We start from the raw sequence: 26,102 nt of genomic DNA on the forward strand, positions 1-26,102 counted from the left end.
TTCCACCAGTATTTACTTTAATTTTCTATCCATGATTCAAAGCATGAATAATTAGAATTCTAATTTAGGCTCAATAGCCAAGTTCTCGTTGATGTCTATAAACAACTGCTCATCGGGTGTAACCCGCCATGCTGTTCCTAGCTCCAATTCGGCACTTGCCAATTCATTTTGATAGCCAATTCGTATTGGTGTTGTTCCGTCTTTGTATGGCAATAAAATTCGTTTTAAATGTTGTTTAAGGCTTGTCGCTTGTGCCTCTCCTGCAACATTTAATTTAATGTTTCGAACAAATTTTTCTCTTGCCATAGTCAATGACATAACATCACGCCCGGTCATTGTATTGCCGTCACTGTAATTATCAAAGCTGACCTGTCCAGAAACGACTACAATTTCACCACTTTGCAGTAAATCTTTGAATTGTTCAAACTGTTCTGGGAATAATCTGAAGTCTAATCGTCCACTTTTGTCATCCAATGTGACCAAGGCCCATTGGTTTCCCTTTTTATTAACTAGCACTCTCATGTCTATAATTAATCCACAAACAGTGACAGTTTGATCACGGCGAGTGGGTTCGACTTCCGATAGTTTTAGCTTTGTGTAATGCCTTAACTCTTTTCGATAGGCATTTATTGGGTGACCCGTTAAAAATAGTCCTAACGTATCTTTTTCACCCTGCAACCAAATTGCATCAGGCCATAAGGTTGCTTCTTTAAATTGTGGCTTTACCTCTTCATGCTCTGTAGCGAACAAGCCGAATAAGTCCGACTGCCCTAAATCTGCATTTTTGGCATGTTGCGTGGCTGCCTTCATCGCATCTTCAAGGGAGGCCATAATAATGGCTCTATTCTCTTGAGTATGTGGTTCTGGTCCAAGTTGATCAAGTGCTCCGGCTAAAACAAGCTTTTCCATTACACGCTTGTTTATTCGCTTCACGTCAACTCGAGCACAAAAATCAAATAAGTCAGTGAACTTACCACCTTCATTACGAGCTTCCAAAATGGCTTCAACAGGCCCTTCCCCTACGCCTTTTATTGCGCCGATGCCATAGACGATATGTCCTTCGTCATTTACGGTAAACTTATATGAGCCTGAATTAACATCTGGCGGCTCAATAGTTAGCTTCATGCGATCGCATTCATCGACCAAAGTAACAATCTTATCCGTGTTATCCATATCTGCAGACATTACTGCCGCCATAAATTCTGATGGATAATGGCACTTCATCCATAGAGTTTGGTAGGAAACTAACGCATATGCTGCTGAGTGAGACTTGTTAAATCCGTAGCCAGCAAACTTTTCTACTAAGTCAAAGATTTTCATCGCCAATTCTGGGTCGATGTTATTGTTCTTTGAACCTTCCGCAAATGATGAGCGTTGCTTTTCCATCTCTTCAGGCTTTTTCTTACCCATCGCACGACGTAACAAGTCAGCGCCGCCTAACGAGTAACCTGCCATTTCCTGGGCGATCTGCATGACTTGTTCTTGATATAAAATAATGCCGTAGGTTGGCTCTAAGATTTCTTTGAGGCATTCATGCTGATATTCATGATCCGGATAAGCGACCTCTTCTCGACCGTGTTTACGCTCAATAAAGTTATCTACCATGCCCGAGTCCAGTGGGCCCGGTCTAAATAAAGCAACTAGTGCGATAATATCTTCAAAGCAGTCAGGTTGGAGCTTTTTGATTAGACTTTTCATTCCTGAAGATTCTAGCTGGAATACAGCCGTCGTTTCAGCATTCATCAACATTCTAAAACTAGCTGCGTCAGCCATATCTATAGAGGCAATATCAACGTGTTGCTCTGGATCATCAATACGGCTATTGGCCATATCAATGGCCCATTGCAATATAGTAAGTGTTCTTAACCCTAAAAAGTCGAATTTAACGAGCCCTGCAGTCTCAACATCATTTTTGTCAAACTGCGTAACAGGGTTTTTACCTTCATCGTCACAATATAGCGGTGCAAAGTCGGTGATTTTAGTCGGTGCGATTACAACGCCACCTGCGTGTTTACCAGCACCTCGAGTCACACCCTCAAGCTTTCGGGCCATATCAATCAGCTCGCGAACTTCTTCGTCTTGATTGTACAGTTGCTCTAACTGAGGCTCGGCTTTAAATGCCTTTTCTAACGTAATACCAGGATCGCCTGGGACTAGTTTTGAGATTCGATCGAAAAAACCAAATGGCTGACCAAGGACACGACCTACAGACTGAATAACGGCTTTGGCAGCCAAAGTACCAAATGTAATGATCTGTGATACTGCGTCTCGGCCATAAAGCTCAGCAACGTGGTCGATAACTTCGTCGCGCCTATCCATACAGAAATCGATATCAAAATCCGGCATGGAAACACGTTCTGGGTTCAAAAATCGCTCAAAGAGTAACGCAAATTCAAGAGGGTCAAGGTCAGTAATTTTTAACGCATAAGCCACCAATGAACCGGCACCAGAACCACGGCCCGGACCAACTGGAATATTATTATCTTTACTCCACTGAATAAACTCAGCAACAATTAGAAAGTAACCGGGAAATCCCATTTGGTTAATAACTTTCAGCTCTATCTCTAATCGTTCATCATACTCGACTCGTTTTACCGCTCTTTCTTGTTCATCTGGAAATAAAAACTCTAGTCGTTCTTCGAGGCCATCTTCTGAAAGTTTTACTAAGAAGTCCGCCTCTGTCATACCATCGGTAGGACACTCTGGCAGGAAGTAAGTACCTAATTGGACAGTTACATTGCACCGCTTAGCAATCTCAACGGAGTTTTGTAACGCCGAAGGCACATCAGCAAACAACTCACACATTTCTTGTTCTGATTTTAGATATTGTTCAGAGCTGTAATCTTTAGGTCGGTTTTTATCATCAATCGTACGCTTTTGGTTGATGCAAACACGAACTTCGTGTGCCTCAAAGTCACTCGCATCCATGAATACCGCTTCATTCGTGGCGACGACAGGCAAGTTTGCTTGCTCTGCTAAATCAAGCGCTTGCTCAACATACATGGCCTCATTCGGCCGCCCTGTACGCGTCAACTCTATATAAAAATGATCCGCAAAATGTTCAACGTAAAAATCAAGTACCGAGGAGAGTAGTTTTTTGTTGTGCTTGCTCAGTGCGTAGGCAATGTCACCAGCCGTTGCACCCGATAAAATAATGACACCCTCTTTGTGCTCTATGAGCCACTCTTTGTCTATCGCGACTTTACCGAGCAGAGAGCCTCTTAAGTAAGCTTTTGAGATTAACGTGGTTATGTTTTTATAACCGTCATTATTTTTCGCCAATAGCGTCAATCTAAATAATGGTTCATCGTCTTCACGCTTTACCCACACGTCGACGCCAATAATCGGCTTTATGCCTTTGCCGTGGGCGCCTTCATAAAACTTAACGAGACCACACAGGTTCATCTGATCCGTTAGCGCAATCGCCGGCATAGATTGCTCAGCAGCTCTTGCAAGGATCACTTTTACTTTGGCTAAACCGTCCATCATGGAGAAATCACTATGGACACGTAAATGTACAAATCTCGGATCTTGATTGGACGTAATAGGCAAGTTTGACGGTTCTGACATAAATTATAGTAATCTTATATGGTAATTTTACTGAAACACGGGCGACATAAGGCTTAGCACACTGCTAGCTATTAACTTAGACCTAGCGCTTTTTGCACTGGCTTAAAACTTTTCCTATGGTGCGGTGTTGGACCGAATTTGGCAAGCATTTCAAAGTGTAATTTTGTTGGATAACCTTTATGCTTAGCAAAGCCATATTCTGGGTGAATCTGATCTAACTCGTCCATTTCTTGATCTCGAGCAACTTTTGCTATTATTGACGCTGCCGAAATCTCAGGAACCAAGGCATCACCTTTAACGACCGCATTTCCAGCCATTGGTAAGTTAGGAACACGATTTCCATCAATTAATACATGCTCTGGTTGAATATCGAGTCTAGCGACCGCTCTTTGCATTGCTAACATGGTGGCATGCAGTATATTTAATTCGTCAATTTCACTTGGATCGGCACGCCCAATTGACCACGCTAGCGCATCTCGCTTGATAATCTCTGCTAATGCATTTCGCTTCTTCTCTGATAGCTTTTTCGAATCTGTAAGACCTTCAATAGGCTTGCTTGGATCTAAAATTACCGCGGCTGTTACTACATCACCAACTAAAGGCCCACGACCAACTTCATCAACACCGGCAATTAAGACAACGTTTGGGCGTTGATAGTTTTGTGCATTAAAGATAACCGACATATTACTGATCCTCTAATACTTGCCAAATTGAACGAGCCGCTTTAGCACTAGCATCTCGTTTTATATCTATATGCAACTGAGTAAACTGCTCTATCATTTCTGTCTGCGGAACTTCCAGCATCGGCTTTATGTGAGAGACTATATTGTTAACTGACGCTTCTTCTTGAATCAGCTCAGCAACGATTTGTTTTTGTGCTAGTAAGTTTGGTAGCGTAAAAAATGGGGTTTTAATTAAGCGTTTAAATATTTCATAACTTAGCCAACTCACCTTGTAGGCCGTAACCATAGGTGTCTTCATTAACATAGTCTCTAACGTCGCTGTACCAGATGCTAACAACACCACATCCGCTGCCCCCATTACTTCGCGAGCATTACCGATAGATACGGTTATATTCAGTTCTGGGAACCGTGTATCTATTTCAGCTTGAATTTGCTTAGCTCTGTAATCGTTCACCGCTGGCACTAGAATGGTTAATTCCGGAAAGTCTTGTTTCAATTGACTCGCGGCTGCTAAAAACGGCTGTAATAAGAATTTAATTTCTGAACCGCGACTGCCAGGCAGAACAGCTAATACTTTGTCATCTGCCGCTAATCCTAGTTTTGTTCTACATTCGGCCTTTTGACTCTCAACTGGAATTTGGTCGGCAAGTGTATGACCAACAAAATCGCACGGCACACCATGTTTATCATAAAAGGCTTTTTCAAATGGCAACAAGGCCAATACCTTATCCACCGCTTTCTTGATTTTTTTTACTCGAGATTGGCGCCAAGCCCAAACCGATGGACTTACGTAATGAATGGTTTTAAATCCCAATTTTTTTAACTCTAGCTCCATGCCTAAATTAAACTCTGGGGCATCGATACCTATTACGACGTCAGGTTGCCAAGCGGCAAGGTCTTTTATTAACTGCTTGCGTTTTTTAAGCAATCTAGGCAAGCGCTTAAGTATTTCAACCACTCCCATCACAGAGAGCTCTTCCATATCAAAATAGCTATGTGCCCCCAGTGTAATCATCTTGGGACCAGCTACGCCTCGAAATTCGATGGTCTTATTTTGTTGTTTGGCAAGATCAGAAAGCGCCGACATTAAGTCAGCGCCCAATAAATCGCCGGAGTGTTCCCCAGCTACTATGCCTATTTTTAGTGTCGACATAACTCTCTTTCTTTTATACGTCTATCATCCGTACGCATGCCCTAGCAATAAAATGGTTACTTTTAGATTCTAGGTCAGTAACGTGGCTTAACGAATAATGCCTCTTGATGAGTTTTTTATAAATGAAGTAAATAACTCTACGGCAGGATCTGATGAGTCTATACTAGACAAGGCATCTGCAACGCTCAAGCCTTTTCGATAGGTTGTACGATACGCAGCCTTTATTGCACTGATTTGCTCTGAACTAAAACCTCTACGCTTCAGTCCTTCACTATTCAAACCTTTCGGCTCAGCACCATTACCGGCTGCAAGTAAATACGGAGGCACATCTTTTACCACAATACTATTTAGCCCGATAAAACTATGTGCGCCAATGTGAACAAATTGATGCACGCCAACCATACCACCTAAAATAGCCCAATCACCAACATGCACATGTCCGGCAACACTTGCGTTGTTTGCAAATATTACGTTGTCACCGATAACGCAGTCGTGAGCGACATGGGTATAAGCCATAAACAAATTATTGCTACCAATTTTAGTCAGGCTTTGATCTTGAATTGTGCCACGATGGATAGTGACATTTTCACGAATAATATTATTATCGCCAATTTCAAGCCGAGTTGGTTCGCCAGCATACTTTTTGTCTTGGCAATCTTCACCTACCGATGAAAACTGAAAAATTTCATTATTTTTCCCAATAACACTTGGGCCTTTAACTACAACGTGGCTATGAATCACGGTATTGTCACCAATAACCACATCATCACCAATGATAGAATAAGCCCCGACGCTTACATTTTTGCCTAATATTGCGCTTTTAGAAATGATTGCAGTTTCGTGTATCAAATCAAAATCTCTTTTATATCGTTGTTAAATTAAAGGACACGACGAGCACACATGATTTCTGCGCTAGCCGCTAATTTTCCATCTACTAAAGCTTCACCTGAGAACTTCCATATACCACGACGTTCTTTGATAAACTTCACGTGAAAGTGAATTTGATCGCCTGGCGTCACTGGGTGCTTAAAACGAGCATTGTCTATTGCTGCAAATAAATATAGTTCATTTGGATCTACTTCGCCTTTCTGAGCTTCAATCGTCTTAAAACCTAGTAAGCCTGTAGCCTGGGCCATCGCTTCTAAAATCAATACGCCAGGAAATACTGGTTTCCCAGGAAAATGACCAGTAAAAATTGGCTCGTTAATACTCACGTTTTTAATAGCGTGGAGTGTTTCACCAACTTTATAGTCAATAACACGATCAATAAGCAACATAGGGTATCTATGCGGCAGATATGACATTATTTCTTCGATTTCAAATGTATTTAATTGCTCAGACAAAATATGTCTCCTTACAAGCTGCAATCAGAACTATTTTTGTATTTGTTTTTCTAGGGTTTTAACCCGTGAAAATAGTTCAGTCAATTTTCTATAGCGTGCCGCGTTATTGCGCCACTCTTTATTTGTTGTTGCAGGCATCCCTGATGAATATACACCTGGCTCCATTATATCGTTAATTACAAAAGTTCGGCCAGTTATAAACGCTCGATCGCATATATTAAGATGACCCGCTATACCAACGCCACCGCCTATCGTTACGTTATGACCAACTTTTGTGCTTCCTGCGATTAAAGTACCAGCGGCTATCGCCGTGTAATCCCCAATCTCCACATTATGCCCAATTTGAATTTGATTATCGAGAATAACGCCTTTACCAATTTTAGTATCCGCGATAGCGCCGCGATCAATTGTAGTATTTGCGCCAATTTCTGTACCATCACCAATACTTACTCCGCCTAATTGCGGAATTTTAATCCACTTTTGATTGTTGTTTTCTTGAAGAGGTGCGTAGCCAAAACCGTCGGCTCCGATGACTGAATTTCCTTGAACCATGCATTTGGAGCCAAAAGTGACGTTATGATAAACAGTTACGTTTGGCCATAATCTTGTGCCTGCTCCAAGTATTGTACCCTGTCCAATGAAGCAACCTGCTCCGATCTGTACATCATCTCCAATTTCAGCACCATCTTCGATGACTACATTGGCACCAATAGCCACATTACATCCGATAGTTGCGGTTTCACCAATTATTGCGGACGGGGCGATAGTTTTGATTTGTTGAGGTGTGGTATCAAGCTTTTGTGCGATAAGTGCAAAACCCACGTAAGGGTTTTCCATTACAAGTGCATCTTTGCTCCAGCTATCAACCATATCTGGTGCTAAAATCACACACCCAGCTTGAGACGTTGTTAAATGTTTTGCGTACTTTTTATTTGCAAGGAACGTAATATCACTGCCTGAAGCTCCCTCTATGGTAGCGATTCTATGAATTACCAAGTCTGCGTTACCTTTTATGGAAACTTCTATTCCAGACTCATTAGCTACCCATGCTGCTAATTCTTTAAGTGTATATTTCATTTATATTGCTCCAGACACAAAAAAGCCCACCTTAGAGACTAAAGTGGGCTTCACTATAGTAATATGATTTTACTTAACTTTACTTGCTTTTTCGATTACAAGTTGAGAAATGTCTTTCTCAGGCGCAACAAACGCTACTGATTGCGCTTGGAATACCACATCGATCTTTTTCTCAGCAGCAACTTCATCAACGGCTGTCTTAATGATTGCCATTATTTTGTTACGCTCTTCAGCTTGACGACGACGAATGTTTTCTTGCAACGGTTGAGCTTTAGCTTGATACGACTGTTGCATAGTTTCAATGTCTGAACGCAGTTTATCTTGTTGTTCTTGGCTCATTGTCATTGATTCACGCTGAAACTTTTCCATATTAAATTGGATGTCGCTTTTTAGTTTTTCAACTTCTTCAGCTGCACCAGCAAACTCTTGTTGCAATTGTTGTTGCATAGCCGCCATTTGCGGTAACTGTGCTACAACTTTTTGCACGTCTACTACTGCTATCGATTCAGCCCAAGCTGTAACCGAAAATAAGATACCTGTTGTTAAGGCTAAGATTTTTTTTGCTAATGTCATTTTCTACTCCAAAATTAAAGAACTGTTTTCCCTAAAAGGTCGTTCCGATATTAAAACTAAATACTTCATGTTCGTCTTCTTCATATTCTTTAAGTGGCTTTGACCATGTAAACACTAAAGGTCCCATCGGAGACAACCATTGAAGACTTATACCTGCCGATACACGATAACGACCTGCATCCGAATAATCAACTATCTTTGCTCTTTGATCTGCAGCTAAGTTATCGTATTCACTAATATCAAACTCAGTATCCCAAACATTACCTGCATCAATAAATACTGACGTTCTAACTGAGTTAGCAAAATCATCAGATAAGAATGGCGTTGGTGTAATTAACTCAATACCACCAAATACTGATGCATTACCACCAGTAGCACGAAATGTAGGTTGTATAGCATCATTTTCTGAACCAACTATAATACTGTTAACACCGCCTATCGTATTTGGCCCGCCACTAATAGTTTGTGGAATACGTTGGATGCCTTTTGGACCGATGGTATTACTTTCAAAGCCGCGCAGATCATTTGAACGTTGCTGCATATTTTCCCAAAACGGCAATGTCTGTTCATTACCATTTAGATCACCGTAACCATTACCATAGTTTGCCTCAAGTCGAGCAAGTAGCGTCCATTTATGGTTGTCTGTTAGAGGGAAGTAAAACTTAGAGTCAAAGTTAAACTTAAAGTACTCAACGTCTGAACCAGGTACAGATGCTTTAAACCCATAATATTGACTTGAACCATCCGACGGGAATACACCTCGGTTTAATGTATTACGGCTCCAGCCTATATTGGCTTCAAAACTTTCAAAATCAAACTTTGCATCAGGATCTGTAGGATCTATATATGCTTCTGCGAAACGTCTAATTTGATCATAAGGTTGTAAAGATGATATTTCGATATCTTTGTAAGCTAAACCAACACTTATTCTGTTGTTTTCCATAACAGGCCAGCTAAGTGTCGGGCCAATAGAAACTGTTTTTCTTGAATAAGTCACTAGGTTTACCTTAGAGGCGTCGTAACTGCTATACGCTATCTGTCCACCAAGAGAAACACCATCATCGGTAAAGTAGTTATCAGTGTAGTTCAATGAAATGGTTTGCTGTGCTTTCCAAGTATTCAAGCCAATGCCGACTGAGTTTCCTGTGCCAAGAAAGTTTTCTTGCTGAATGGATGTGTTAAACGCAAGCCCAGTGTAATCACCATATGAAATACCCGCCTGGAAAGTACCTGACGCTTGTTCTTTTATTCTAAATACAACATCAACTTGGTCGTCTTCACCTGGTAACTCTTGAATTGCAAAATCTACACTTTCAATATATCTGAGGCGTTGTAAGAGAGTTTTCGACATCTCTAACAAATTATTCGATAACGTGGCACCTTCAAATTGACGCATCTCTCTACGTAATACTTCATCTGACGTTGAAAAATTACCTACAAACTTGATGCGACGAACATAAACTCGCTTACCCGGATCTACAGATATTGTCAGTTTTACTTCTTTTGTTTCATCATTTGCTTCTGGAATTGTACTTACTTTAGCATTGGCATAACCAAAACGACCTAGGTACTTAGTTATCATTTCTTCTGTGTAAGTAACTAACGCCCCGTTGTATCGCTCGTTCTCACGAATTGGGACAATCTTTCTAATGAACTCTTCTTGCCCTAATAGGTCACCAATAAAATCAAATCCAGTAACCGTGTATGGTTCACCCTCAGATACGTTTAACGTTACATAGACAGATTCTTTATCTGGAGCAACCGACACTTGCGTTGAATCTAAGTTGTAACGCAAATAACCACGGTCTAGGTAATAATCGCGAATCGTTTCCATATCACCTTTAAGTGCTTGTTTTTGATAACGGTCGTTATCCATAAACTGCCACCAAGAAAGATTCTGCTTGCTTTCAATACCAGCTAACAGTTCTTCATCATTAAAAACTTCATTACCAACAATATTGATTTGTTTTATCGAGGCTGCATCACCTTCATCAAAATCAAATTTTAATTTAACTCTATTACGAGGAAGGTAGGTAACAGTTGCTTTAATAACAGCATTATATTTACCCACACTGTGATAAAAGTCTAAAAGCCCTGACTCAACGGTATCAAGAACAGTTTTATCCAAAGACTCACCGACTCTGATATTACTGTCGTTCAAGCTTGTTTGTAATTGATCATCTTTAATATCACTATTGCCGTCAAACTCAATTTCACTAATAGTCGGACGTTCCGTAACTTTAAATATGATTTTATTACCATCACGGAAGGCTTCTATATTTGCAAAAAAGCCCGAAGCATAAAGTCGCTTTATAGATTGAGCGACATAAAACTCGGAAATCTGATCGCCAACTGTGAACGGGACATGAGTCAAAGCTGCGCCAAGCGCCACTCGCTGAAGGCCATTAACTTGAATGTCCTCTATGACAAACTTTTCATCATTGGCAACAGACAACCAACTCGCACTTACTAAAAAAATACCAATTAAGACTTGTTTCATTATTATTTTAATTCCAATACAACTACAACGGCTCGTTTACAACGCACTATAAACGACCAAAATCATTAAATAAGGCGATTCCCATAATCAACATCAGTGCAATCGCACCAAAACGGAATCCCAGTTCCTGTACCCTTTCAGAGACAGGTTTTCCTCTTATAAGTTCAATAATAAAATACATTAAATGCCCACCGTCTAAGACTGGTAAAGGCAACAAATTGACTACGCCAAGATTTACACTTATTAGCGCCATAAAACTTATAAAGTAAATAAAACCGCTTTGGGCACTTATGCCGGCACCTTGTGCAATAGCAATAGGGCCACTTAAGTTTTCTAGACCGATAGCGCCAGTCACAAACTTCCCAATCATATTAAAGGTCAGTTTTATCAAGTCCCAAGTTTTCACAAAAGATTGATTGATGGCGGGCAAAATAGCATATTGATTAGTAAATACATAGTCTTTTGGCCATTCTTCAAACTTTGGCGAGACGCCTAAATAGCCGCGTGAAAACCCTTCTTCCGTCGGACGGTTATTTGGAGTGACCTCAAGCGTGACGACCTCGTTGCCTCGCATTACTGCGATAGAAAGTAATTCCCCTGGAGAGTTTGTAATTATTGACACGGCCTGTTGCCAAGAACTCAATAGTTCGCCATTAATTGATAAGAAAGTATCATTTTTAATTATGCCGGCAGCAAAAGCTGCTCCTTGCTCGTCAATATAGCTAATCGTTAATGTAGGTTCTGGTGAAAAAGGCGTAAAACCAAGTGACGACATGAGCTCGCCTTCTTCAATTGACCAGCTCTTTGTGTCTATTTCAATAAGCGATTCTTTACCATTTCTCTTTACTACTAATGGAATTGTCTCGTTGCCAATCAAATCAATTAACTTATATTGAACGGAAGACCAATCTGTTACTAATTCGTTATTAATTGAGGTAATTAAGTCATTGGTTTGCAACCCGGCTGTTTGCGCTGCAGAGCCTTCTTTAACATCGCCTATTACCGGCTTTACCGCAGGTACACCGACGACTAGCATTATAAAAATCAGTATTGCTGCAAAGATGAAGTTCGCGAGAGGACCGGCTGCAACAATTGAAATACGCTGTAATACATGTTTTTTATCAAAAGCTAAGTGATGCTGCTCTGTCGAGACAGTATCAACTCTGCCATCTAACATTCTAACGTAACCACCCAGTGGAATAAGCCCAATTACGTATTCAGTGCCGTCTTTGCCAAACCACGAATAAATCGGCTTACCAAAACCAATAGCAAAACGAATAACCCTTACGCCATTTCGTCGAGCAACCCAGTAATGGCCATATTCATGCACAAAAACTAAAATACCTAACGCGACTAAAAAGCTTATAATATTAATTAGAATATCCATTAGCAGGTACTACCTTTACATATATTAGCTATCGCATATTCCCGAGCTCGGCAGTCTAGCTGTAGGATATCGTCTATCGTTGTCGGTGATGCGCTGCCTAACTCAGTTAAGCAGTACTCGTTCACTGTCGCTATGTCGGTAAATCTAATATTGCCTTTTAAGAACGCATCCACAGCGACTTCATTACTTGCATTTAAAACAGTCGTGGCACCTTGACCCTTTTGCGAGGCTTCTAAAGCTAATCTTAGGTTAGGGAAACGCTCGAAATCAGGCTTACAAAAAGAAAAGTCCGCTAATTTACTAAAATCTAATGGCTCAACGCCTGACTTAATTCGATTTGGATACGCTAATGAATGAGCAATTGGCGTCCGCATATCTGGTTGGCCCATTTGAGCTAGTACCGAGCCATCTGAGTACGAGACCATAGAATGAATTATACTTTGCGGGTGAATTACGACTTCTATTTGATCAAATCTTGCATTAAATAACAATCTAGCCTCTACAAACTCAAGGCCTTTATTCATCATAGTTGCTGAGTCTACTGATATTTTAGCGCCCATACTCCAGTTTGGGTGAGCAACAGCCATCGATGGCGTAATATCTTTAAATTCGGAAATAGGTGTATTTAAGAATGGACCACCGGAACCGGTTAATAATATTTTCTCCACCCCTGCCGACTCCAAGGCGCCTCCTTGTTGTACTTCGACAGGTAGAGATTGAAAAATTGCATTGTGCTCGCTATCTACCGGCAGTAATTCAGCGTTATTATCTCGAACAGCATCTAAAAACAGCTCACCACTCATTACCAGTGCTTCTTTGTTAGCTAGACAAATTCGCTTTCCAGATTGCGCAGCAGCCATTGTTGGCATTAATCCGGCACCACCTACGATCGCTGCCATGACTATATCTACTTCATTGCAACTAGAAACTTCGATTAACGCTTTTTTACCGCTTCTAACGGAAACATCTAGGCCTAACTTGAGGATTGCTGTTTGTAATTTTTCTGCGGCTTGTTCATTTGCCATAACGGCGATAGATGGGCGATGTTGCTGACACAATGCGATCATGCCATCAACATTAGTATTGCCAGTTACAGCATACAAAGAATATTCAGAGCGATGTCGAGACATCACATCTAATGTAGACAGACCTATAGAGCCGGTAGCACCGAGTATAGTAACGGATTGCATTAAGTTCGCTTACAAATAGAAGTGGCTAAAGAAAACCAAAAACACTGGCATTGCTGCGGTCAAAGAGTCAATGCGATCTAGCAGACCACCGTGCCCTGGCAGTATATTTCCGCTATCTTTTATTCCCGCATCGCGTTTAAGCATACTTTCACTTAAGTCACCAAACGCCGACACGACACCGATTACAACACAACATGCTGTTAGCGCTAACCAGTCAGTAAAATCAACATTATTGTTCCAAAGGACTATCAGAGACAATACGACAACCGCTATCATGCCACCAACAAAACCTTCAATAGTTTTACCTGGGCTTACGTTCGGCATAAGCTTATGGCTACCAAATTTCTTACCTGCAAAGTAGGCACCGATGTCCGCCGACCAAACAATACTAAATACAAAGAGTGCTAACCAAGCGCCGCTATCTTTATCGAGTAGATAGTGATATTCCCGAATCGTCAATAATGCAATCCAGGCTGGTACTAGCGTTAAGTAACCAAATATAGATTTTACGATTGGTTGATGTTGCCAGACTCGATTACCTCTCGGGTAAATAAGTACCAGCACTGAACTAATAGTCCACCAAATACACGCTAAAACCATCAATAAGTAGTTATTCTGGGTCAATTGTCCTGTGAGAGTCCATAATGAAAAATCTAGCACGCCCGCGTAGAGGGCTATACCTGCAATCACGGCTCCAGTTGCGTAGAGTAGTTGATACTTAAATTGTGAAATCTCAGCAAATTTGCTCCACTCGTAGGCACCGTAACCAAAGACAGCAAGCGACGCCCAAGCAAAATAGTCGAACGGCATTGTGAATAGTGCCGATAATAAAATTGCAGCCAATATAACTGCCGTAATAATGCGTTGTTTTAACAAACTAATTTCCCAATTCTAAAATTCATTACGTTGAACCTGCTCACCTGTAAGACCAAAGCGGCGCTCGGTGCCTGCAAAAGCTTCTATCGCCTGTGCAAAACTAAGTTGATCAAAATCCGGCCAATAAATAGGGGTAAAGTGTAATTCTGCATAAGCGAGTTGCCACAACAAAAAGTTACTTACGCGTGACTCTCCACCGGTTCGAATAAGTAGGTCTAACTCTGGTTGCTCGGCTAGGGACATTCGATCACCTAACAAAGCTTCGTCAATACTATTAGGGTCTAATTTACCTGACTGAACATCATTGGCAATACTTTTTGCCGCATTAACTATATCCCAGCGCCCACCATAATTAGCGGCTACATTTAGAGTTAGTCCCGTGTTTGAGTCAGTCAATTCATGAGCGCTTGCGACTTTTTGTTGGATTTTGTCGCTAAAGGCAGAAATATCCCCAACAATTTTTAACTTCACATTGTTTTTGTGTAACGTGTTTACTTCTCTTGTAAGCACTAACATGAAAAGCTCCATCAAGCCACTTACTTCATCCTCAGGTCGTTTCCAGTTTTCACTGGAAAAAGCGAACAAGGTTAATGATTTAACGCCAACTTTTCGCGCAAAACGGACGGCTTCTCTGACTGAGTCAACACCTTTTTTATGTCCATAGACCCTAGGCATTCCCTTTTGTTGTGCCCAGCGTCCATTCCCATCCATAATAATCCCAACATGCTGTGGGATAGAACCTGAATAGTGTGAAAGAACCTGTTCAACAACGTCTTTTTTTGCCATTTTAAAACCTGCTTGATAATAAAAACGCCGTTTACTTTAACTGTAACGGCGTTTTTATTTAACTTCTGAGCCGTGGATTATATTTCCATCAACTCTTTTTCTTTTGTTGCTAACATTGCATCAATGATTTTCATTTTCGCATCTGTCAACTTTTGAATCGCGTCTTCAGATTGGCGAGCTTCATCTTCAGAAATATCTTTGTCTTTTAACAACGACTTAATATCGCCATTCGCATCACGACGGATATTACGTACCGCAACACGACCGCCTTCAACTTCACCCTTCACAACCTTAACTAGGTCACGACGACGTTCTTCAGTTAGTGGTGGTAATGGGATTCGAATTACAGTGCCTGCAGACATAGGGTTTAAGCCTAAGTCTGATTTCATAATTGCTTTCTCTACTGCTTGCGATAAAGATTTATCAAACACAGTTAGAGATAACGTGCGGTTATCTTCAATAGTCACGTTTGCTACTTGGTTTAACGGCGTATCAGCTCCATAATAAGAAACTTGAATACCGTCTAATAAACTCGGGTGCGCGCGACCAGTGCGAATTTTATTTAATTGAGACTGAAGAGACTCAATACTTTTGTCCATGCGAGTGGCTGCATCTTTTTGAATTTCATCTAACACAGTAAATATCCTTCGAGTTATTCTATTATTTATTTAATTTGGTAACTATTGTGCCTTCTTCTTCACCCATGATAACTCGACGAAGTGCGCCAGGCTTATTCATGTTGAATACACAAATAGGAATATTATGGTCTCTAGCTAGAGTAAATGCTGCTAGGTCCATTACTTTTAATTCTTGCTCAATTACATCTTGATAGTCTAATTCACGATATAAGGTCGCTTCTGGGTCTTTGACCGGATCTGCCGAATAAACACCGTCAACTTTCGTCGCTTTTAATACAACATCGGCTTCAATTTCGATTCCACGTAAACAAGCTGCAGAGTCAGTTGTAAAAAATGGGTTGCCTGTACCAGCAGAGAATATCACAACACGACCGCTTTTGAGTAAGCTAATGCCTTCTGCCCACGAGTAATCGTCACACACTCCCTTAAGAGGAATGGCTGACATTAGTCGTGCATTAACATGAGCTCGGTGAAGAGCATCACGCATTGCCAAACCATTCATAACCGTTGCTAACATGCCCATATGGTCACCTACAACTCGGTTCATACCGGCTTCTGCTAGAGGCGCACCTCGAAAAATATTACCGCCCCCCAACACAACACCAACTTGGATATCATGCTCAACTAGTTCTTTAATTTCCTGAGCCATACGGTCCAAAACTTTTGGGTCAATCCCAAAACCTTCATCACCAACTAAGGCTTCCCCGCTAAGTTTCAATAAGATGCGTCTAAAAACTGGCTTTGTGCTCATTAAGGCTCCCGATATGATTTAACAGAGGTGCAAATTGCGGCGTATTCTATGCCAATTTTGATAATTTTACAAAACAAAAAAACCGTAACAGGTTGCCCCATTACGGTTTTGTATTGCTTTTAAAGGCTTAACGAATTAAGCGTTTTTAGCAGCTTCGATTTGTGCAGCTACTTCAGCAGCAAAATCTTCTTCTTTTTTCTCGATGCCTTCACCAACTTCTAAACGAACGAAAGAAGTAACTGATGCGCCTTTTTCTTTAAGAATTTCGCCAACAGACTTTTTAGGTTCCATGATGAACGCTTGACCAGTAAGAGAAATCTCACCAGTGAACTTCTTCATACGACCAGAAACCATTTTTTCTGCGATTTCAGCTGGCTTGCCTTCGTTCATTGCGATTTCGATTTGAATACGCTTTTCGTTTTCAACAACATCAGCTGGAACGTCAGAAGGGTTAACGAATTCTGGCTTGCTTGCTGCAACGTGCATAGCAACGTGCTTAAGAGTTTCAGCAGAACCTTCACCCGCAACAACAACACCAATTTTCTCGCCGTGACGGTAAGACGCTAAAGCAGCACCTTGAACGTACTGAAGACGACGAACGTTCATGTTCTCACCAATTTTAGCAACTAATGCAACACGCTCTTCTTCAAACTTAGCTTTAAGATCGTCGATAGTTGTTACTTCAGCAATAGCAGCATCGGCAACAGAGTTAGCGAATGCTAAGAAGCTTGCATCTTTAGCAACGAAGTCTGTTTGACAGTTAACTTCAACTAAAACAGCTACGCCGTTGTTTTCTTTGATGATGATCGTACCTTCGGCAGCAATGTTACCGGCTTTTTTAGCCGCTTTTGCTTGACCGTTTTTACGCATGTTTTCGATTGCTAGCTCGATATCACCGTTAGTTTCAGTAAGGGCTTTTTTACAGTCCATCATGCCCGCGCCAGTGCGATCACGAAGTTCTTTAACTAATGCAGCAGTTACTGCCATGGTCTTGTCCTCTAATTTGTATGATTATCGCTTCTAAACAAAACAGTCTTGAAGCGCTAATTTATATAATTTGGAAAAGGGGCCATATTATGACCCCAAAAATTGTTGTAATGATTAAATCGGGATTAACGATTTGTTACAGCAATTATTACTCAGCTTCTACAAAATCTTCAGCTTGAACTTCGATGTTCTTTGAACGACCTTCTTTGATCGCTGCAGCTACAGATGATGTGTATAACTGAATAGCGCGGATAGCGTCATCGTTACCAGGAACAACAAAATCGATGTTGTCTGGGTTAGAGTTTGTATCAACAACAGCAACAACAGGAATACCTAGGTTGTTTGCTTCAGCAATTGCGATGTGCTCGTTGTCTGCATCGATGATGAAGATAACGTCTGGCAAACCGCCCATGTTCTTGATACCGCCAAGGCTCTTTTCAAGTTTTTCCATCTCACGAGTACGCATCAAAGCTTCTTTTTTAGTTAGCTTTTCAAAAGTACCGTCGTCAGATTGTGCTTCCAAATCTTTTAAACGCTTGATTGATTGACGAACTGTTTTCCAGTTAGTCAACATACCACCTAACCAACGGTGATTTACGTAGTATTGGTCGCTAGCAATAGCCGCTTCTTTGATCGCTTCGCTTGCAGCACGCTTTGTACCAACAAATAAAACTTTACCTTTACGTGCAGAAACAGACTTGATGAAATCAAGCGCTTCGTTGAACATAGGAACAGTGTTTTCTAAGTTGATGATATGAACTTTGTTACGTGCGCCGAAAATGAAAGGTTTCATTTTAGGGTTCCAGTAACGAGTTTGGTGACCAAAGTGTACGCCAGCTTGTAGCATGTCACGCATAGATACGTTTGCCATTATATAATCCTCTATATGGGGTTAGGCCTCCATATATCCCATTCCAATCCGACCGCTTCACTTTTCAGTAATTTGGCACCCCGGAGAATGTGTCGATATATGTGTGTTATTTAAATTAAAGTTAAGTGTTATCGTCCCTAAAGAAGACAACATTCTTACTAATACAAAAATGATTTAAGGAAAACCTGAAAAAACCTTTGTAAAAATAAGGCGCGCTTTATACCATATTACCCTAATGAAACACAACAAAATCACATAAAAACTGTTCATTTTTTGACATTTTTACCGATTTCATTGGTTTTGTGATTAATAACTTCTTGTGAGGGTAATATGGGCGCGGTAATAAAAACACCGGAACAAATAGCAAAAATGCGAGTTGCTGGACGCTTAGCGGCTGAAGTTCTAGAAATGATTGAAGCTCACGTTAAACCTGGCGTAACAACCAACGAGCTAAATACACTTTGTCACAACTATATTGTTGATGTTCAAGGTTGTATTCCTGCGCCTTTGAATTATGGACAACCACCATTTCCGAAGTCAGTTTGTACCTCTGTTAATCACGTAATTTGTCACGGTATTCCTGATGACAAGCCTCTTAAAGATGGCGATTGTGTTAACATCGACGTTACCGTGATTAAAGATGGTTTTCATGGTGACACTTCTAAAATGTTTTTTGTTGGCAAACCAACAATCATGGCGGAACGCTTGGCGAAAGTTACACAAGAATGTTTGTACAAAGCGATCGAGTTAGTTAAACCTGGTTGTCGTTTAGGTGACATCGGTTCTGTAATCCAAAAGCACGCAGAAGGTCATTCTTATTCAGTCGTTCGTGATTTTTGTGGACACGGCATTGGTGAAGGCTTTCACGAAGAGCCACAAATTGTTCACTATGGCCGTCCCGGTACAGGCGAAGAGCTAAAAGAAGGTATGTGTTTTACTATTGAGCCGATGATAAACGTTGGTACTCACAAACTGAAAATACTGCCTGATCAATGGACAGCCGTAACTAAAGACAGAAAACTTTCAGCACAGTGGGAACACACTCTACTAGTTACCGCAAACGGTGTTGAAGTATTGACGCTTCGTAATGATGAAGACTTTCCAAGAGTGATAGAACACTAATTAAGATGGGAGCGCGTGTCGCTCCTTTTTTATTGCCAGATATAATTTTGAAAAGCTAAGGCCAATAAAACCGTGAAATCAAAGATCCCTAATCATTTGCTTGCCCCACTACCTCTGCCTTTCGACATGACAACTTATCGCCAACGTTTAACGGAGTTTTCACTTTGGAGCGAGGAGCATTTTAATCTAATTTCTGTGAGAAAATTAGTGCAAGCAAGGGCTACCTTTGTCGATTTCATGTTATTAAACATCTGGCAACATTGTGGTCTCAATGAAGAAGCGGATGCAACTCTTCTAGCAGTTGGTGGCTATGGGCGAGGTGAATTACACCCAGAGTCAGACATCGATTTGTTAGTACTTACAAACAAAGAAATCAATTCCTCCACCAGTGAAAAAATCTCCCAATTCCTTACGTTACTTTGGGATTTTAAGTTTGACGTTGGCCATTCGGTAAGAACTATTACTGAGTCCATTAACATTGCAGCTGAAGACATTACCATTGCCACAAATTTGATGGAACGCCGCTTATTATGTGGCAACAAAATAAACTTTGATTTGCTCGAATCTAATTTGACTGAATCAAACTTTATGACGAGTAAAGAGTTTTATTTAGCTAAACGTGAAGAACAAGAAAGAAGGCATAAACGTTATTTTTCAACATCCTACAACCTTGAGCCAAATTTAAAAGCCAATCCAGGTTGTCTACGAGACTTACAAACTATTTCTTGGGTTGCCAAAAAACATTTTAATACTCAGCACATTACAGATTTAGTTAAAGAACAATATTTACTCCAAGATGAATATGAAGAAATGCTAGAGTGCCAGGACTTTCTCTGGCAAATGCGATTTGCGTTGCATATGGTGGCTAAGCGAAATGAAAACAGATTATTATTTGACTATCAGCCTTTAGTCGCTGAAACCATGGGATTTGGTAACGACGGTAAAACAGCTGTAGAGCGTATGATGAAACGTTTTTTTCGAGTAGCTCGTCGAGTTATCGAACTAAATACTATGTTATTGCAACGCTTTAACTCGGCAATACTGGGCACTAAAGAAGAAACGATCAACATTGATGAGGACTTTGCAACTCATGGTCGCTCTTTGCTTGTAAGGCACAACGACGCGTTTTTCTATCGTGCCAATATAATAAAAATGTTTATTCATATTGCCGATAACCCGCAAATTAAAACACTCCATTCAGACACCATTCGTTTACTGCGTAGAGTCCGTCGTCGTCTCATGGGTGATTTACATGACCTAGAAAAATGTCGTTCTATGTTTATGACCTTTTTGCGTCATCCAAATGCGCTAGGTCATGCCTTTACGCTAATGGTCAAACATGGCGTTCTAGCTTATTACATGCCGAATTGGCGTCACATTGTAGGCCAAATGCAGTTTGACCTTTTCCACGCATATACAGTTGATGAACATACTCATAGATTATTGAAAAATATTCATCGATATTCTCTCGTTAAGTATAAAGATGAATTCCCATTATGTAGTGAGATCTATAAACGATTAGACAAGCCTGAATTATTAACACTCGCTGGTATTTTTCACGATATTGGTAAAGGCCGAGGCGGTGATCACTCTAAGTTAGGCGCCATTGACGCCATTAACTTTGGAACTTTACATGGTCTTCCAAAGTCAGATAAAAAGCTCGTTAGCTGGTTAGTGGAGAATCACTTACTAATGTCTATTACGGCGCAAAAGAATGATATTTACGATCCTGATGTGATTGCAGAATTTGCAAAAAAAATTAAAGATGAAACTCGATTAGACAACCTATACTGCCTCACGGTTGCCGACGTTAGAGCTACAAATACCAATTTATGGAACGAGTGGAAAAACACGCTACTTTCTGATCTCTACCTAGCTACGCGACGTGCTCTTAGACAAGGCTTAGAGAATGCGAAAGGCATGAGGGAAACAGCAGCATCGCATAAAGAACAGGCCTTAGCGTTATTATCGAAAGAAAATTTAGACTTAGAAAGAGCGGTACAAATATGGAAACAATTTAGGACAGTATATTTCACTCGACATAGTCCACAACAACTGGCTTGGCACACTAAGCATCTATTGGCTCATAAAAATAGAACTAAGCAACCATTAGTATGGATCAGTGAGCAGTCTGTTAGAGGTGGCACTCAGGTGTTTGTTTATGCAAAAGATCAAGCCGGCCTTTTTGCGAATATAGTGTCCGTTTTCCATAACAAAAACGTAAACGTTGTTGACGCCCATATTATGAATACCAAAGATGGCTATTTAATCGATACATTTATCGTTTTAGATCATGATAATACTGTCATCGATTCTGCTAGTCGTCGCAATGACATAAAAGAGACAATTGCAAAAGTACTTACAGGCGAAATCTCGATAATACGAGCACAAAAACGTGTCCCTAGGCAAATAAAGCAGTTTTCAATGCCACTGCGCGTTCGGTTTATGGATGCAAAAAGCAACAAACGAGACATGATGGAGTTTACAGCGCTAGACACTCCAGGATTGCTCGCTAAAATAGCCAAAGTATTTAGTGAAATGAACATACTCTTGTATTCAGCAAAAATTTCTACAAATGGCGAAAAAGCAGAGGATATTTTTAAAATATCCACGGCGACAAGAGAAAGACTGAACGAACAACAAAAACAAGATTTAGTAGAAGCATTACAAGCTGAAATTAACGACTGAACAAAGGAAGAATATGAGCCAGCTACAAAATATTATTGAGAATGCGTTTGAACAACGTGACCAAATCACCCCAAGCACGGTCAGCCAAGAAATAAAGACAGCTGTTGAAGAAACACTGCTTATGCTAGATCGTGGTGAAGCCCGTGTCGCTGAAAAAATCGCTGGCGAATGGGTCGTTCATCAGTGGCTTAAAAAGGCAGTTTTATTATCTTTTAGAATAAAAGACAATGAGTTGATGGACGGCGCTGAAACTAAATACTGGGATAAAGTAGACAGCAAATTTGCCAATTACACTGCGGATGACTTCAAGGCTCAAGGTATGCGAGTTGTGCCTCCTGCGGCGGTAAGAAAAGGTGCGTTTATTGGTAAAAATGTTGTCCTTATGCCTTCTTATACAAATATTGGTGCTTTTGTTGATGAAGGCACTATGGTGGATACTTGGGCGACAGTGGGCTCATGTGCACAAATCGGTAAAAACGTACACTTGTCTGGCGGTGTTGGTATTGGTGGTGTTTTAGAGCCATTACAAGCAAACCCAACAATCATTGAAGATAATTGTTTTATTGGTGCGCGTTCTGAAGTTGTAGAAGGTGTAATTGTTGAAGAAGGCGCCGTGCTTTCAATGGGCGTTTATATTAGCCAGTCAACACGTATTTATGATCGCGAGACAGGTGAGATTACCTATGGTCGAGTTCCAGCTGGTGCGGTAGTCGTTCCAGGCTCTTTACCTTCAAAAGATGGCTCACACACATTATACGCAGCTATCATAGTTAAGAAAGTAGATGCTCAAACCCGTGCTAAAGTAGGTGTTAATGCTTTACTTCGTGGCATTGACGAGTAATGTAACGACTATTGGCGACTTCGGTCGCCTTTATGTGTATCAAATAGACAAAGCCTATCAATACCTAAGAAGTGGTTTAAACAAAAGAACATTAACTATATGCTCGATAATCCAGAGTTTCTTACCAAAGCAATCAACACGCTAATGCCATTTGGCAAGTACGCCGGTCGTAAACTTATCGATTTACCAGAACCTTATTTAGTTTGGTTTCATAAGCAAGGCTTTCCAAACAATCAATTAGGTCAACAGCTAGCGCTCATGTATGAAATAAAACTGAATGGATTAGAGGGTATGTTGACGAGACTAAAAACTCCCTATTAACATTTTGTAATACTTTTTTTTATTAGTTTTATTTATTTGTAATAATCGCGTTTATATACCCCTCATGTCTTTATCTTCAACGCCTGCGCGATAGAATATTATTCCCTCCAAACACACCTTAACCCGCAATTTTGTGTAATTAACCTAATCTTTAGGAAAAATTTTCTACAATTTTTGTAAAAAACAAGCTAGTGTCTGAGTCTACATTTTTAGCAAGCACTCCATTGAAGAGAGTGTAAATGTGGTCTCAGGACAAAGGAATGCATCTAACAATCTTGTGAAGCGCAAAGCGACACAGAACATGAAAAGAGAAGATAGATGACAAACTATAATAAAAAACAAGCGCCAACCATGACTTTAGTGGCATTGGCAACGGCAGCAACCCTGTCTATGGGTGCAGCAAACGCTGCTAACCTGCAAGAAGTAGAAAAGAAAGAATACGTTGGTACTCAGGCTGATTTTGCAGAGTGGAAAGCTAAACAACGTGAATTAATTATTGAAGATCAAACAGATCAATTCATTATCGAATATTTAGACAACGTAGACACAAAAAAAGAAGCTAAAAAACTAGCTAAGCGTTTACGTAAGATGCTTAAAAAAAGTGGTGTTAAGCATAAAGGTAAGCTTAAAAACAAAAAGCACATTTTTAAATTAGCACAAAAAATTGGCAGTAAAGAGCGAAAAGCATTCCTTGATTTAGTTCGCCAAGATAAAAATATTAAAATGGCCGAGATGGACCCTGTTCGTTTCTTAATGGCTGAAAACGTTCCTTGGGGCGTTCCTAACATTCAAGCCGATCAAGTATCAGATGCAAACGCTGGTAACATGACGGTTTGTATCATTGATTCTGGTTATCAAGCTAACAATCCTGATTTAGCATCAAATAATGCAACTGGTACAAATGATCCAGGTACAGGTAATTGGTACCAAGCTGGCGGTTCACATGGCACACACGTTGCCGGTACTATTGCAGCAGTAAACAACAACGAAGGCGTTGTTGGAGTTATGCCAAATACCAATGTAAACCTTCATATTGTTAAAGTATTTAACGAAGCAGGTTGGGGTTATAGCTCTGACTTAGTAACAGCAGTTAATACTTGTGTTAACAATGGTGCCAAAGTTGTAAACATGAGTTTGGGTGGTCCTTCACAAAGCACTTCTGAACGTAATGGTTTAGAAGCAGCTACGGCCCAAGGTGTGTTACTAATTGCAGCTTCTGGTAACGATGGTGATTCAAGCCTTTCTTACCCTGCATCCTACGACACGGTAATGGCAGTTGGTGCCGTTGATGAAACTGGTAAGCATGCTGAGTTTTCTCAGTTTACACCACAAGTTGAAATCGCCGGTCCAGGTGAAGCTATATTATCTACGGTTGCCGGTGATGGTCGTTTAGGCTCTATCACTGTTGGTGGCACTACATGGGCAAATGACCGTGCGGCACCACAAACACGTTTTGTTCAAAGTGGTGGTAGCTATGTTGTGCAAGATGTGAATGGCTCAGCATCTGGTGTACTTTCACAATGTACTTGGTCAGGCTCGTCTTATAATTGTTCAAACGTCGCTGGCAATATTTGTATCGCACCTCGTAACGACAATCAAAAAGGTAGTAACTATCCTGAAATCAATCCTGCTAAAGCTTGTGCTGACGCCGGTGCGTCAGGTGTTATTGTATACAGTAACAGCGCTCGTCCAGGTCTACAAAACCCATTCTTAGTTGACGCGACTGGCGCTGTGGATGTGCCTACCGTATCTGTGAACCGAGCGTTAGGTTTAGAGCTTGCGTCTAGAATTGGTCAGTCTGCATCATTAAGTGTTGTAGCGAACCAAGATTATGCGTATTACAACGGCACTTCGATGGCAACGCCACATGTTGCTGCTGCGGCTGCATTAGCTTGGTCTAACAACATCTCATGTACTGCATCTGAAGTTCGTACAGCCCTTAAAGCGACGGCTATCGACTTAGAAACAGCTGGGCGTGATAATAAAACCGGTTTTGGTTTAGTACAGGTTAAAGCTGCTTCTGATTATCTTGCAGCAAACTGTGGTGGCGGAACAACACCTCCTCCAACAGGCGGCAACGCACTAACTAATGGACAAGCAAAAACTGGTTTATCAGGCTCTGCAAATCAAGAACTCGAGTTCACACTTGAAGTTCCAGCGGGTGCAACTGGCTTAAGCTTTGATATGACTGGTGGAACGGGTGATGCCGATCTTTACGTTAAGTTTGGTTCTAAACCAACGACATCAAGCTACGACTGTCGCCCATATAAAGGTGGTAACGTAGAGAGCTGTCCTATCACTAACGCGCAAGCAGGTACTTATCACGTTAAAGTTATTGGTTACTCTGCATTTAGTGGTGTGAGCTTAACAGGTAGCTATACAGCTGGTTCAACAGGTGGTGGTCAAGGTTACGACACGACTGTCAATAATATCTCTGCAACACGTAACAACTGGAAGTATTACACAGTTGACGTTCCAGCCGGTATGTCTTCGTTTGACGTAAACACATACGGCGGTTCTGGTGATGCCGATTTATATATTCGCTTTGGTGCTCAACCGACAACATCTGCGTACGATTGTCGTCCGTATAAGTCAGGTAATACCGAAAACTGTTCGGTAAACAACCCAACCGCCGGCACATGGCACATAGGCGTTCGCGCTTACAGCTCATTCTCAGGCTTGAATATGGATGTTTCATATCAGCCTTAGTTTAAACACGATGTTCCCAATCGTTAGTTCTAAAGC

21 protein-coding genes are annotated in these 26,102 nt (G+C 40.9%); 5 read left to right on the forward strand and 16 right to left on the reverse strand.

Annotated elements, in window-relative coordinates; genetic code table 11:
- Positions 1 to 51: 51 nt before the first annotated feature.
- From dnaE to rpsB, 16 genes are all read right to left on the reverse strand, one after another.
- Positions 52 to 3,570 (reverse strand): DNA polymerase III subunit alpha, encoded by a 3,519-nt coding sequence (gene dnaE / locus J9318_RS11030; RefSeq protein WP_210559973.1) that lies wholly within the window; start codon positions 3,568 to 3,570, stop codon positions 52 to 54.
- A 71-nt stretch (positions 3,571 to 3,641) separates the two neighbouring features.
- A complete protein-coding gene (gene rnhB / locus J9318_RS11035) occupies positions 3,642 to 4,253 on the reverse strand; it encodes a ribonuclease HII (RefSeq protein ID WP_210559974.1) in 612 nt (203 codons plus the stop codon).
- A gap of 1 nt (position 4,254) precedes the next feature.
- Positions 4,255 to 5,406 (reverse strand): lipid-A-disaccharide synthase, encoded by a 1,152-nt coding sequence (gene lpxB / locus J9318_RS11040; RefSeq protein WP_210559975.1) that lies wholly within the window; start codon positions 5,404 to 5,406, stop codon positions 4,255 to 4,257.
- 87 nt (positions 5,407 to 5,493) lie between these two features.
- The gene (gene lpxA / locus J9318_RS11045) at positions 5,494 to 6,255 is read right to left on the reverse strand and encodes an acyl-ACP--UDP-N-acetylglucosamine O-acyltransferase (RefSeq protein ID WP_210559976.1); all 762 of its coding nucleotides are present in this window, start codon (positions 6,253 to 6,255) and stop codon (positions 5,494 to 5,496) included.
- A 29-nt stretch (positions 6,256 to 6,284) separates the two neighbouring features.
- Positions 6,285 to 6,749 carry a 3-hydroxyacyl-ACP dehydratase FabZ gene (gene fabZ, locus J9318_RS11050; RefSeq protein WP_210559977.1) on the reverse strand — a complete coding sequence of 155 codons (465 nt, stop codon included), beginning with the start codon at positions 6,747 to 6,749 and terminating at the stop codon, positions 6,285 to 6,287.
- Positions 6,750 to 6,779: 30 nt separating this feature from the next.
- Positions 6,780 to 7,826, reverse strand: coding sequence for a UDP-3-O-(3-hydroxymyristoyl)glucosamine N-acyltransferase (gene lpxD / locus J9318_RS11055; protein WP_210559978.1), 1,047 nt, complete (start codon positions 7,824 to 7,826; stop codon positions 6,780 to 6,782).
- A gap of 69 nt (positions 7,827 to 7,895) precedes the next feature.
- Positions 7,896 to 8,399, reverse strand: coding sequence for an OmpH/Skp family outer membrane protein (locus J9318_RS11060; protein ID WP_210559979.1), 504 nt, complete (start codon positions 8,397 to 8,399; stop codon positions 7,896 to 7,898).
- 31 nt (positions 8,400 to 8,430) lie between these two features.
- Positions 8,431 to 10,905, reverse strand: a complete 2,475-nt coding sequence (bamA, locus tag J9318_RS11065) for an outer membrane protein assembly factor BamA (protein ID WP_210562439.1) — start codon at positions 10,903 to 10,905, stop codon at positions 8,431 to 8,433.
- A gap of 40 nt (positions 10,906 to 10,945) precedes the next feature.
- Positions 10,946 to 12,286, reverse strand: a complete 1,341-nt coding sequence (rseP, locus tag J9318_RS11070) for a sigma E protease regulator RseP (protein WP_210559980.1) — start codon at positions 12,284 to 12,286, stop codon at positions 10,946 to 10,948.
- Positions 12,286 to 13,476, reverse strand: coding sequence for a 1-deoxy-D-xylulose-5-phosphate reductoisomerase (gene ispC, locus J9318_RS11075; RefSeq protein WP_210559981.1), 1,191 nt, complete (start codon positions 13,474 to 13,476; stop codon positions 12,286 to 12,288). Before ispC ends, rseP begins: the two co-directional genes overlap by 1 nt.
- Positions 13,477 to 13,485: 9 nt before the next feature.
- On the reverse strand, positions 13,486 to 14,352 hold the full coding sequence (locus J9318_RS11080) for a phosphatidate cytidylyltransferase (RefSeq protein ID WP_210559982.1): 867 nt from the start codon (positions 14,350 to 14,352) through the stop codon (positions 13,486 to 13,488).
- 15 nt (positions 14,353 to 14,367) lie between these two features.
- On the reverse strand, positions 14,368 to 15,138 hold the full coding sequence (gene uppS, locus J9318_RS11085; protein ID WP_210559983.1) for a polyprenyl diphosphate synthase: 771 nt from the start codon (positions 15,136 to 15,138) through the stop codon (positions 14,368 to 14,370).
- 77 nt (positions 15,139 to 15,215) lie between these two features.
- The gene (gene frr / locus J9318_RS11090) at positions 15,216 to 15,773 is read right to left on the reverse strand and encodes a ribosome recycling factor (RefSeq protein ID WP_210559984.1); all 558 of its coding nucleotides are present in this window, start codon (positions 15,771 to 15,773) and stop codon (positions 15,216 to 15,218) included.
- 25 nt (positions 15,774 to 15,798) lie between these two features.
- Positions 15,799 to 16,527, reverse strand: a complete 729-nt coding sequence (pyrH, locus tag J9318_RS11095; protein WP_210559985.1) for a UMP kinase — start codon at positions 16,525 to 16,527, stop codon at positions 15,799 to 15,801.
- A gap of 135 nt (positions 16,528 to 16,662) precedes the next feature.
- Complete coding sequence (gene tsf, locus J9318_RS11100; RefSeq protein WP_210559986.1) at positions 16,663 to 17,514, reverse strand: translation elongation factor Ts; 852 nt, start codon at positions 17,512 to 17,514, stop codon at positions 16,663 to 16,665.
- A 148-nt stretch (positions 17,515 to 17,662) separates the two neighbouring features.
- Positions 17,663 to 18,385 carry a 30S ribosomal protein S2 gene (gene rpsB, locus J9318_RS11105; RefSeq protein WP_210559987.1) on the reverse strand — a complete coding sequence of 241 codons (723 nt, stop codon included), beginning with the start codon at positions 18,383 to 18,385 and terminating at the stop codon, positions 17,663 to 17,665.
- 330 nt (positions 18,386 to 18,715) lie between these two features.
- On the opposite strand from rpsB, the gene map reads away from it, so the two are divergent.
- The 5 genes from map (at position 18,716) to J9318_RS11130 (ending at position 26,066) form a co-directional block, all read left to right on the forward strand.
- On the forward strand, positions 18,716 to 19,507 hold the full coding sequence (gene map, locus J9318_RS11110; protein WP_210559988.1) for a type I methionyl aminopeptidase: 792 nt from the start codon (positions 18,716 to 18,718) through the stop codon (positions 19,505 to 19,507).
- A gap of 72 nt (positions 19,508 to 19,579) precedes the next feature.
- Positions 19,580 to 22,195, forward strand: coding sequence for a [protein-PII] uridylyltransferase (gene glnD, locus J9318_RS11115; RefSeq protein ID WP_244731642.1), 2,616 nt, complete (start codon positions 19,580 to 19,582; stop codon positions 22,193 to 22,195).
- A gap of 13 nt (positions 22,196 to 22,208) precedes the next feature.
- Positions 22,209 to 23,036, forward strand: a complete 828-nt coding sequence (gene dapD, locus J9318_RS11120) for a 2,3,4,5-tetrahydropyridine-2,6-dicarboxylate N-succinyltransferase (protein ID WP_210559989.1) — start codon at positions 22,209 to 22,211, stop codon at positions 23,034 to 23,036.
- Positions 23,037 to 23,135: 99 nt separating this feature from the next.
- Positions 23,136 to 23,357: a DUF3820 family protein gene (locus J9318_RS11125; protein WP_210559990.1), complete on the forward strand. Its 222-nt coding sequence runs from the start codon at positions 23,136 to 23,138 to the stop codon at positions 23,355 to 23,357.
- A gap of 318 nt (positions 23,358 to 23,675) precedes the next feature.
- Entirely contained in the window at positions 23,676 to 26,066 is a 2,391-nt protein-coding gene (locus J9318_RS11130) for a S8 family serine peptidase (RefSeq protein ID WP_210559991.1), read from the forward strand.
- The last annotated feature ends 36 nt before the right edge of the window (positions 26,067 to 26,102 follow it).

This window comes from Psychrosphaera aestuarii (genome assembly GCF_017948405.1).
GTDB lineage: Bacteria > Pseudomonadota > Gammaproteobacteria > Enterobacterales > Alteromonadaceae > Psychrosphaera > Psychrosphaera aestuarii.